Genomic DNA, 9,743 nt, shown 5'->3' with positions numbered 1-9,743 from the left:
GCACATGCCCCCTGCCCTGCCGCACAGTCCCCCTTGTGGACAGCCGCCGGAACGCTAGGTCACTCTGCGACACATATCATCCCAAGGAGACAGCCATGACCGACGCCCCCAAGATCGCCCAGACCGCCCCCTTCCCGGTCGAGGTGGAAGACGGCAAGACCTATTTCTGGTGCGCCTGCGGGCAGAGCCAGCGGCAGCCTTTCTGTGACGGCTCTCACAAGGGCAGCGCGTTCACCCCGGTGAAATACACCGCAGAAAAGACCGGCAAGGTGTTCTTCTGCGGCTGCAAGCATTCGTCGCGCCAGCCGCTTTGCGACGGATCTCACAAGGCACTCTGACGCCGTTTTGTCTGCACGGGGGGTGTACGGGGGGTGTACAGGGGGTGTACGCATGGCACCCCCCTATTTTTGTGCGAAATAGGCGCGGCAGGCATCGGCCACGTGGCGAAAGCGGTCGCCGCCCAGATGTTTGCCGCCATACCAGCGGGTGACCACTACAAGATGCGCGTGCAGCCCCTCGCCCTCCAACATCTTGAGGATGATATTGCCCGCGCCGCTTTCCCCGTCATCGGATTTGAGCGGACCATCGGGCAGCAGCACGGCCCAGGAATTATGCGTGGCCTTGGCGTATTTCTTCTTCTTTTTCAATGACTTGAGAAACTCGTCCACATCGTCTCGACTGGCCGCAGGCCCGCCCGAAACCGCGTATTTCGACCCCCGGTCGCTGATCACATTCTCGATCTGCCGCATGGATTTCCCTTCCTCATCAAAGGGATAGCGTTATCCAAACAGAACGACAAGCCACGCAACCCCCACGGCCATCGCCGTCATCGCAACGCCCGCGCTGCCCACATCCTTGGCGTCCCGCGCCCTAACATCTTGATCTGTCGAGATATAATCCACCGTCCGCTCCAGCGAGGTGTTCAGCAGCTCCGCCGCCAGGACCAGCACACCGCCCATGAGGATTATCATGGTTTCCCCGCGACTTAGCGGCAACCAAAGCGCCAAACCCGCGCTCGGAACATTCATGGTCGTCCAGAATTTCAGGCTCGGCTCATTCTCCCAGGCATTCTTCCACCCCGCCCAGGACCAGACACAGCGATTCACCAGCCGTCGCCATTCCCGTTTCAGCATCCCCATCCCCCCTGTTTTCAACAGGTTAGGCCGGGATTGCCACCGATGTCATCGAAAAAAGATCAGCTCGCCAAGCGCCGAAACAGGGCGGCATTGGCGCAGTTGGCCGGGGCGGCCGCGTCAGCCCCTCCCTGCGCCACAAGCCAGTCCTCGCAGGACCGCGCCCAGTCACATCCCCGGCAGCGCGTGACAGCATCGGACCAGTCTTGCTGAGACAGTCTGCCCTCATGCACCGCATGCGCCAGATCGGCCCCGATGACCTTAGCCATGGATTGCGACAACATGAAATGGTGGCGGATATCGCCGAGCGGATGGGTCATCGTTACGATCCTTGGCAGATGCGGAATTCAGCTGTCACGCAGGTCCGTCAGCGCCGCGCCATTGCGGCAATAGGACGGGGTGTCCTCCGCTTTGTCGTGACTTTCCAGCCACTTGCCGCATTCCTCGGGCGAGGTGCAATTGGTGCAGCTCAGCACCATATCGCGACGCAGTTCCGGGGCAAGATCACCACGCAACTCGGCCTCGTCCAGATCCACGCCAAGGCGATCAGCCATCTGGCCCATAAGCCGTTCATGCTCCTCGATCGTTTTGCGTCCGGGCATCCGCCATCTCCTGCAACGGGGCCGCCTGACAACACTGCGGCCTGCCCCGAGGGTCGCGCATCTGCCGGGACGTGACATTGACTCAGATCAAGCATTTGCGCTGCAATTTCGGGCAATCGGGCTAGGCAAGCCGCGCGTGGCGCACTACTCTGATCCCATGTTTACCATCGAGCACGATTTCGACGCGACCGTCATTACCCTGGTCGACGAGGGCGCGGCCCCGCTGGAGGAGGATCTGACGATCTCCGCCTTCGAGGAATGCGTGACACTCGAACAATATGACCCGCATACCGACAGCGTTCAGAAAATCACTCTGTCCGACACGCAATTGCGGGACCTTGCCGCCGCGCTGGACCTGCCCGAAGGCATCTACCGCATTCGGGCCATCCCGGCGGAAAGCAGCAAGACCTGATTTTTACTGAGCCGGGACGTTTTTCCGAATGCCATTGCCCAACCTGCTGATTGTCGGGGCCCAGAAAAGCGGCACGACATGGCTGCACAAAGCCCTGATGAGATCTGCCCGGTTCGGGGCGAACGGACGTTTCAAGGAATTGAACTTCCTGTTGCTGCCGGATTTCGAAGACCGTCTGGAGGAATATGCGAACGCCTTCCCCGACGATCCCGCGCATGTGTATCGGTTCGAATCCACTCCGGGCTATTTCAGCCTGCCTGACGCGGGCATAGACGTGGCCGCCCGCGTGGCGCGGCACTTGCCCGGCATCGAAACCCTCGCTGTCCTGCGCAACCCTGTGGATCGTTACCTGAGCGCGTATACGCACCACATGATGCGCCGCCGCTTGCCCCACACTGCTGAGATCACCGATCTGGATCCGTCATTCAACAAGCTGGCTTACGGGATGTATGGCGCGATCCTGACCCACTGGCGACAGCATGTTCCGGGCTTGCGGGTCTATTTCTACGATGATCTGGTGGCCAATCAACCGGCCTTTCTGGCCGGTGTTATGGCCGATCTCGGTCTCGACTGCGATGTCCCCCCGAGAAAGGCGCGGTTCAGGGCCAATGACAAAGAGGCCATGTTCAAACGCCTCGGATGGGACAGCATGCCGGTCCTGTCAGACGCCCTGAGAGATGAGCTGAAAGACTATTACAGGGCGGACATCGCCGTGTTGCAGGATCAGACCGGGCGCGATCTGGCGCATTGGCTCGCCTAAGAGGCGCAGGATACGCAGCGCACCGCGCAAGGGTCCACGTCCAGACGCGGGACTGAGATGAACTCGCCGCAATCCTCGCACCAGCCGAAGTCGCCCTCCTCCATCCGCGAAAGGGCCGCCGCGATGGCCCGCAGGCGGCCGTGGCGGCGCGCCTCCAGCGCTGAAGCCATGGCCTGCCCCTGCAAGGCATCCTGCCGGGACAGCCGCCCGATGCTGGTCTGGTCCAGTTCCACGGGCTTGCGCCCCTCTGCGGTTGCGTCAGAGGATTTCTGAAGCGCCGCGCGCTCCTCCTCCAATCGGGGGCGGTAACGATCGGCCAGTTCTGTGTCGGTCGGGTCGGTCATGAGATGATCCCAACAGATCAGGCGCGATGGGGCAAGGCTCAGTCGATTTCGATCAGCTTGTCCCGCCCGGTTTCCCCCTGAACGATGGTCAGCCGTGATTTCGGCACCCCGAGCGCCTTGGCCAGCAGTTTCAGCACGGCGGCATTGGCCTTTCCGCCTTCGGGCGCGGTGGTGACATAGACGCGCAGGGGATTGCCCGCGGCCTCCGCCGGAACCACGGCATTGCGGGATGCCTTTGGGGTCACGCGCAGGGCGATGCGGGCACCGGGCAAGGCAAGGGTGCTGAGATCAGGACATGTTCGGGCCATACCTGTCTGTGTCCCCGCCAAGAAGAATTTTCCAGAAAATTCTTCACACTCTCAAAAAGCTTCCAGAAGCTTTTTCATCACCGAAAAATCTTCTTGAAGATTTTTTGGCCGCCCCGCACCGCCACCCCCCTGCAAATGCTTGCGCGCGGTCGAGACTGCCGCCACTCTGCCCAGGAAAGCGAGCGAGGAACGACATGGCCACGGGGTTTTTCTGGGACGAACGCTGTTTCTGGCATGCAGGTGGGAATTACGCGATGATGCTGCCCGTTGGGGGCCTGGTGCAACCGTTGCCGGGCGGCCTGCCCGAAAACCCTGAAACCAAGCGGCGGCTCAAGAACCTGCTGGAGGTGACAGGCCTGATCCGGGAGCTTGACGTGCGGCACGCCGCGATGGTCACCGAGGAAGACCTGCTGCGCGTGCATCCGCAAAGCTACCTGACAGCCTTCCGGGACATGTCCGATGCGGGCGGCGGCGAACTGGGCCTGCGCACGCCGTTCGGACCTGGGGGCTACGAGATCGCCAAGATCTCGGCAGGGCTGGCCAAGGAGGCGATCTTCGCGACGCTGCGCGGCGAGGTGGATAATGCCTATGCGCTGTCGCGCCCTCCGGGGCATCACTGCCTGCCCGACTTTCCCAACGGGTTCTGCCTGCTGGCCAATATCGCCATCGCCGTGGAGGCCGCCTTTGCGGCAGGCATGGTTGACCGGGTCGCGGTGCTGGATTGGGACGTGCATCACGGCAACGGGACCGAGGCGATTTTCTACGACCGGGACGACGTGCTGACGATCTCTCTCCACCAGGAACGCAACTACCCGCTCGATACCGGTGATTTCGACGATCGCGGGTCGGGCACGGGCGACGGGTTCAACCTCAACATCCCGCTGCCTGCCGGGGCCGGGCACAATACCTATCTGGAGGCGATGGAACGGCTGGTCATTCCGGCGCTGGCCGATTTCCAGCCGGATGTGATCATCGTGGCCTGCGGCTATGACGCCGCCGCGCTCGATCCTCTGTCCCGGATGCTGGCGACCTCCGAGACCTTCCGGCTGATGACCACCATGGCCAAGGAAGCCGCCGCGCAGCTATGTGACGGGCGGCTGGTTCTGGTCCATGAGGGCGGCTATCTGGAGGCTTACGTGCCCTTCTGCGGTCATGCCGTTATTCAGGAACTCTCTGGCAGCCGCATCACCGCCCCCGATCCGATGCTGGACACGTTCAACGCCCGCCAGCCGGGGCAGAGGTTTGAGAACTACTGCTCGGTCCTGCTGGCGGAGATGGAGGACGCGCTAATCGTGGATTAGGCCCGTGTCACGCCGGTGATCAGGTTCAGAGTACCCGCAAGCAGCGGTGCCTGATCCGCCCCTTCCGCGATGGCCTGTGCGGCGCGGTCGAACGCGGCGGACAAGAGCAATGACAGGGCGTCCAGGTCATCCTGCGGCAGATCGGGACGGGCGGCGGCCAGCCCGTCGCGCAGGGTCCTGCGGCCATTGCCTGCATCAATCTCATCCATCCGCGCCTGTCCGAGCGCGGCAGGGCCGTCAACCAACAGCAGCCGGGCCCGGCCCGGATGGGACATGGCCGCGAAAAACGCCTCAGCACCCGCCTGTATCGGATCGCCTGAACTGCCAAGCGCGGCTGCCTCGATATCGGTGGCGAGCGATTCGGCTTCGGCACGGATCAGCGCGTCAAAGAGCGCCGCCTTGTCATCGAAGTGATGATACAGCGCCCCGCGCGTCACCCCGGCGTCTTTGACGATCTCGGGAGTAGACGTTTCCGCATAGCCCTTTTCAACAAAGAGCCGCCGGGCCGAGGCCAGCAGACGCGCTCGCATAGCCGCCCTGCGGTCGGAATTCGGGATTCTGGATTTTTCTTCTTGCATACATACAGCCTGTATGTTTATTTAGCTCATGTACATACAGTGTGTATGTTTTTGAGTGGAGAGACAAGCATGAACACGACCCAGTATTATCCTGTCCTGCAAACCACGGATGTTGCGGGCACTGCCGCCTTCTATCAGGCGCATTTTGACTTTCAGCCGATGTTTGCCGCCGATTGGTATGTCCATCTGCAATCCAGTTCCGATCCGCGCATCAATCTTGCCATTCTGGACGGCCAACACGAAACCATCCCCGAGGCCGGTCGCGGGGTAACGCGCGGGGTGATCCTCAATTTCGAAGTTGCGGATGTGGATGCGGTGCATGACCGGCTTGCCGCCGCTGGCCTGCCGATGCTGAAATCGATCTGCGATGAAGCTTTCGGACAGCGCCATTTCATTACTGCCGACCCCAATGGCGTACTGATCGACGTGATCAAGCCGATCCCGCCAAGCGCCGAGTTCGCCGCGCAATACGAGGCTGACGCCCTGCCTGTCTGAGCGTCCCACGTGCCTGCGTAGAAATACCTACCCCCCGGGAATTCTGTTGCCCGGGGGGTGTTTTTGCGTATTGCAGGGGGATCGACCGCTGCGCTGCCGGGGCGCGTTGACTCTCTCCCACGGCGCGCGGCAGGTTCAGCCGAGGAATTCTACGGGAGTGAATCCATGAAGAAAGTATATGGCTCTGCCGATGAGGCGCTGGAGGGCGTTCTCTTCGACGGGATGCTGATTGCCGCCGGGGGGTTTGGCCTCTGTGGCATCCCCGAGCTGCTGATCGACGGGATCGTCAAAGCGGGCACCAAGGATCTGACGGTCGCGTCCAATAATGCGGGCGTGGACGGGTTCGGTCTGGGCAAGCTGCTCGACACGCGCCAGATCAAGAAGATGATGTCGTCCTATGTGGGCGAGAACGCGGAATTCATGCGCCAGTACCTGTCGGGCGAGTTGGAGCTGGAGTTCAACCCGCAGGGCACCCTGGCCGAGCGCATGCGCGCCGGTGGTGCGGGCATCCCCGGTTTCTACACCAAGACCGGCGTCGGCACCGTGATTGCCGAGGGCAAGGAAGTGAAGCAGTTCGGCGGCGAGGATTACATCCTTGAAGAAGGCATCTTCGCGGATCTCTCCATCGTCAAGGCGTGGAAGGCCGATGACACCGGCAACCTCGTGTTCCGCAAGACCGCCCGCAACTTCAACCCGCCCGCGGCCATGTGCGGCAAGATCTGCATCGCCGAGGTCGAGGAGATCGTCCCGCGCGGGTCGCTCGACCCCGATCTCATCCATCTGCCCGGCATCTACGTGCACCGCCTGATCCAGGGCGAGCACGAAAAACGCATCGAACAACGCACGACGCGCAAGCGGGAGGACGCATAATGCCCTGGGACCGTAACCAAATGGCCGCCCGCGCGGCAGAGGAACTCGAAGACGGCATGTATGTGAACCTCGGCATCGGCATCCCGACGCTGGTGGCGAATTACGTGGGCGACAAGGACATCACGCTGCAATCCGAAAACGGTATGCTTGGGATGGGCCCCTTCCCCTATGAGGGCGAGGAAGACCCCGACCTGATCAACGCGGGCAAGCAGACGATCACGGAGCTTAGCCGCACCTCCTATTTCGACAGCGCCACCAGCTTCGGCATGATCCGGGGCGGCAAGATCGCGGCGGCGATCCTGGGTGCCATGGAAGTGGCCGAAAACGGCGATCTGGCGAACTGGATGATCCCCGGCAAGCTGGTCAAGGGCATGGGCGGCGCGATGGACCTCGTGGCCGGCGTCGGTCGTGTCGTGGTGGTCATGGACCACACCAACAAGCACGGCGACTCCAAGGTGCTGAAGGCCTGCACGCTGCCGCTGACCGGCAAGGGCGTCGTGGACCGGATCATCACCAATCTCGGCGTGCTCGACGTGGTCGAGGGCGGCCTGAAGATCGTGGAATGCGCCGATGGCGTCACCGAGGACGACCTGCGCGCCGCAACCGAGGCGACCATCGTCGACTGACGCTGTCCTCTATAGAGACTGAGAGCGCCGCCCCATACGGGCGGCGTTTTTCGTCAATTCGCCCCGTAGCGCAGCTGCAATTCCTGAATTCGGTCGGAATAGGCGGCGTAAAGGCAAGAGTAGTCCGAATGGCAGGCATTGCGCCCACTCAGCCAGCTTTGCTGCTCTGACACGATGCCGGGATAGTGACGCACCTGCGCGTAGAGATCGGCCATATAGATATCCATCTGGCCAAGGTCGGGATAGGAACAGATTGTCTGCTCCGCCGCATTGAGAGCCCCTTCGGAACACCAGGCGGGATAGTTGGCCGGCTGCGGCGGTGCAGGATGTTGCGGGTATTTGCCGCCCCCGACCCCGCCTCCCCCGGCCATCCCCTGAAGAATCGCAATCCGGTAATCATAGGCCGCGCGGATACAGGCGACATCCCAGCCACAGCCGTTTCGCTCTGCCAGCCAGGCCTGTTGAGCGGACTGCACGCCATGGATATGGCGCACGGCAACATAGGCCTGTTCCAGTTCCTGATCGCGCCAGCCAAGATCGGGGGTGGAGCAGATCGTCTGTTCGGTGGCGTTCAGAGACCCATTGGAACACCAGGATTGCGCCATGGCGGCGGGGGCAATGAAGAGGAAGAGTAGAATAACGGCAGCGCGGACCATGTGGCGGCTCCTTAATATGGCAGGCAATGGCTGGACCCAATGCACACCACTATAGTGGATCACGCGCGACTTGGCATCCGTTAGCCGTTTGACGCCACCATCGTGCGGAACACGCAGCCATCCGTCACCAGTTCCGGCGGCGTCACGCAGAGTGCCCGCGCCAGTATCCAGGTGGCCATGACGCGCGGAACATAGTCGCGGGTTTCGCGGTAATCCGGCACGCCATTGGCGCCGCGCACCGCCCCCTCTCCCGCATTGTACCCGGCAAGGACCAGGACCGGGTCGCGGTCGAATTCACCCATCAGCCAGTCCAGGTAGGCAACCCCGCCCGCGATATTCTGATCCGCGTCGAACACATCCGTGACCCCGAACCGTTCGGCCGTGGCGGGGATCAGCTGCATCAGGCCCCGCGCCCCGGCGCTGCTTTCGGCAACCGTATCACCGTGCGATTCCACCGCCATCACCGCCAGCACCAGGGCCGGTGACACGCTGGTGCCTATGGTTTCCTGCATGATACGGGGGCCATGCGCCTCGGCCATGGACAGCAATGTCTCGGCCCGGGCGATCGGCAGGCTGCCAGCTTCGGGCGCGGTGGACAAAAGCTGCATGACCGCCTGATACCGCCCGGCGCTGAAATCGCGCCCCGCTGGAATTTCCTGCCAGAACCAGTCTGCCTCGCCCGGCGGGACCTGCTGCGGTGCGGGCATGGCCGAGGCTGTCTCGACCGGGTCTTCCGACGGGCGATCCCCGATCTGGATGTTGATCCGGGGGCCCGTTTGTCCCGGTGTCGGCGCTGTGACCCGGCGAAAGGTGAACGCTGGAAACGGCGGCGGCGCGGCCTCGTCTGCTGCCTCTTGCGCCCGCACGTCCTGCCCCGGCTGCAGGCAAACCGCAAGCACCACCCCCAGAATCACCTTGCGAATACCCATGTCACCGCTCGTTTGATCATTCTTTTTTCCAAGAGCAGCATGCCCGACTTCCTATCCGAAAGAAAGCCGAGGCGCTGCGCTGCTCTCTTTGGATCACGTTGACATACCCGTTTGGAATGACGGCGCAATACAATTGGTCACGCCACTCTCTTATTAACTGACGGCGACAACCAACCTCCGCAAAACAGACGCATTCCCGCCCCGTTTGGGCGGCCTGCTTGACCTGCTCCAGGGGGAAGGGGCCTGCGACGATTGCAGGTCTCGGCCTTGGCGGGGCGCCGACAAAACAAGAAGGAACGAGCAGATGTACAGAGCATTCATGATCTCCGAATCCGGTGGCGCGACCGTTGACTGGGTCCTGATTACCGCACTCATGATCGGTCTCGGACTATCGGTGATGACAGTCATGGAAAGCGGGCTGAGTGCCATTTCCGAAGAACTCACCTCTCACATGAACATGAACTGAGCGGGGCGGCCTCGCGCCTCCACCTGCTGCAAAACCGCGATCATGCGGAATCCGGGAAACCGCGCAAAGCTTGAATTCAGCTTTATTAAAATCCCGATAATTTCTTTTCACCGCCCAATTCGCGCCCCGATTGAACGAGATATTGCACTCATCCTGAAGGGCAGAGACCCGAGGGCAACACTTGAGAAACCTGGAGCAAGACAATGATCAAGACCTTCCTGAATTCCGAATCCGGTGCCGTGACTGTTGACTGGGTCGTGCTG

At 62.0% G+C, this 9,743-nt stretch carries 17 protein-coding genes; 8 read left to right on the top strand and 9 right to left on the bottom strand.

Going from position 1 to position 9,743, the window contains the following annotated elements; genetic code table 11:
- Nucleotides 1–95: 95 nt before the first annotated feature.
- Nucleotides 96–338, top strand: a complete 243-nt coding sequence (locus tag RBB16_RS19915; protein ID WP_306047782.1) for a CDGSH iron-sulfur domain-containing protein — start codon at nt 96–98, stop codon at nt 336–338.
- Between the two features lie 63 nt (nt 339–401).
- On the opposite strand, the gene RBB16_RS19910 is transcribed toward RBB16_RS19915, so the two are convergent.
- The 4 genes from RBB16_RS19910 to RBB16_RS19895 form a co-directional block, all read right to left on the bottom strand.
- The gene (locus RBB16_RS19910; RefSeq protein ID WP_306047781.1) at nt 402–749 is read right to left on the bottom strand and encodes a YigZ family protein; all 348 of its coding nucleotides are present in this window, start codon (nt 747–749) and stop codon (nt 402–404) included.
- Between the two features lie 30 nt (nt 750–779).
- Nucleotides 780–1,133, bottom strand: a complete 354-nt coding sequence (locus tag RBB16_RS19905) for a diacylglycerol kinase (RefSeq protein WP_306047780.1) — start codon at nt 1,131–1,133, stop codon at nt 780–782.
- Nucleotides 1,134–1,195: 62 nt separating this feature from the next.
- Nucleotides 1,196–1,453 carry a DUF6455 family protein gene (locus RBB16_RS19900; protein WP_306047779.1) on the bottom strand — a complete coding sequence of 86 codons (258 nt, stop codon included), beginning with the start codon at nt 1,451–1,453 and terminating at the stop codon, nt 1,196–1,198.
- A gap of 27 nt (nt 1,454–1,480) precedes the next feature.
- Nucleotides 1,481–1,735, bottom strand: coding sequence for a DUF6455 family protein (locus RBB16_RS19895; protein ID WP_306047778.1), 255 nt, complete (start codon nt 1,733–1,735; stop codon nt 1,481–1,483).
- A gap of 157 nt (nt 1,736–1,892) precedes the next feature.
- On the opposite strand from RBB16_RS19895, the gene RBB16_RS19890 reads away from it, so the two are divergent.
- Both RBB16_RS19890 and RBB16_RS19885 read left to right on the top strand, forming a co-directional pair.
- On the top strand, nt 1,893–2,147 hold the full coding sequence (locus tag RBB16_RS19890; RefSeq protein ID WP_071688828.1) for a hypothetical protein: 255 nt from the start codon (nt 1,893–1,895) through the stop codon (nt 2,145–2,147).
- 28 nt (nt 2,148–2,175) lie between these two features.
- Nucleotides 2,176–2,907, top strand: coding sequence for a sulfotransferase domain-containing protein (locus RBB16_RS19885; RefSeq protein WP_306047777.1), 732 nt, complete (start codon nt 2,176–2,178; stop codon nt 2,905–2,907).
- Here the strand turns inward: RBB16_RS19885 and RBB16_RS19880 are convergent.
- Both RBB16_RS19880 and RBB16_RS19875 read right to left on the bottom strand, forming a co-directional pair.
- The gene (locus RBB16_RS19880; protein ID WP_306047776.1) at nt 2,904–3,251 is read right to left on the bottom strand and encodes a TraR/DksA family transcriptional regulator; all 348 of its coding nucleotides are present in this window, start codon (nt 3,249–3,251) and stop codon (nt 2,904–2,906) included. The genes RBB16_RS19885 and RBB16_RS19880 overlap by 4 nt on opposite strands.
- A 38-nt stretch (nt 3,252–3,289) precedes the next feature.
- Nucleotides 3,290–3,559, bottom strand: coding sequence for a DUF167 domain-containing protein (locus tag RBB16_RS19875; protein WP_306047775.1), 270 nt, complete (start codon nt 3,557–3,559; stop codon nt 3,290–3,292).
- A 194-nt stretch (nt 3,560–3,753) separates the two neighbouring features.
- On the opposite strand from RBB16_RS19875, the gene RBB16_RS19870 reads away from it, so the two are divergent.
- Nucleotides 3,754–4,860, top strand: coding sequence for a class II histone deacetylase (locus tag RBB16_RS19870; RefSeq protein ID WP_306047774.1), 1,107 nt, complete (start codon nt 3,754–3,756; stop codon nt 4,858–4,860).
- Here RBB16_RS19870 and RBB16_RS19865 read toward each other — a convergent pair.
- On the bottom strand, nt 4,857–5,390 hold the full coding sequence (locus RBB16_RS19865; protein ID WP_306047773.1) for a helix-turn-helix domain-containing protein: 534 nt from the start codon (nt 5,388–5,390) through the stop codon (nt 4,857–4,859). The two genes, RBB16_RS19870 and RBB16_RS19865, sit on opposite strands and share 4 nt — an antisense overlap.
- A 117-nt stretch (nt 5,391–5,507) precedes the next feature.
- Here RBB16_RS19865 and RBB16_RS19860 point away from each other — a divergent pair, with 117 nt between their 5' ends.
- The 3 genes from RBB16_RS19860 to RBB16_RS19850 all read left to right on the top strand — a co-directional run bounded on the left by RBB16_RS19860 (nt 5,508) and on the right by RBB16_RS19850 (nt 7,429).
- Nucleotides 5,508–5,933, top strand: coding sequence for a VOC family protein (locus RBB16_RS19860; protein WP_306047772.1), 426 nt, complete (start codon nt 5,508–5,510; stop codon nt 5,931–5,933).
- Nucleotides 5,934–6,098: 165 nt separating this feature from the next.
- Nucleotides 6,099–6,803, top strand: coding sequence for a CoA transferase subunit A (locus RBB16_RS19855; RefSeq protein ID WP_306047771.1), 705 nt, complete (start codon nt 6,099–6,101; stop codon nt 6,801–6,803).
- Nucleotides 6,803–7,429, top strand: a complete 627-nt coding sequence (locus RBB16_RS19850) for a 3-oxoacid CoA-transferase subunit B (protein ID WP_306047770.1) — start codon at nt 6,803–6,805, stop codon at nt 7,427–7,429. Before RBB16_RS19855 ends, RBB16_RS19850 begins: the two co-directional genes overlap by 1 nt.
- Nucleotides 7,430–7,482: 53 nt before the next feature.
- Here RBB16_RS19850 and RBB16_RS19845 read toward each other — a convergent pair whose 3' ends face one another.
- Complete coding sequence (locus RBB16_RS19845; RefSeq protein ID WP_306047769.1) at nt 7,483–8,085, bottom strand: lysozyme inhibitor LprI family protein; 603 nt, start codon at nt 8,083–8,085, stop codon at nt 7,483–7,485.
- A gap of 80 nt (nt 8,086–8,165) precedes the next feature.
- Nucleotides 8,166–9,014 carry a lytic transglycosylase domain-containing protein gene (locus tag RBB16_RS19840; protein WP_306047768.1) on the bottom strand — a complete coding sequence of 283 codons (849 nt, stop codon included), beginning with the start codon at nt 9,012–9,014 and terminating at the stop codon, nt 8,166–8,168.
- Between the two features lie 304 nt (nt 9,015–9,318).
- Here RBB16_RS19840 and RBB16_RS19835 point away from each other — a divergent pair, with 304 nt between their 5' ends.
- A complete protein-coding gene (locus RBB16_RS19835; RefSeq protein ID WP_306047767.1) occupies nt 9,319–9,480 on the top strand; it encodes a hypothetical protein in 162 nt (53 codons plus the stop codon).
- The last annotated feature ends 263 nt before the right edge of the window (nt 9,481–9,743 follow it).

This window comes from Nioella sp. MMSF_3534 (genome assembly GCF_030732985.1).
Taxonomy (GTDB): domain Bacteria; phylum Pseudomonadota; class Alphaproteobacteria; order Rhodobacterales; family Rhodobacteraceae; genus Nioella.
This window is presented reverse-complemented; position numbering and strand designations above follow the sequence as displayed.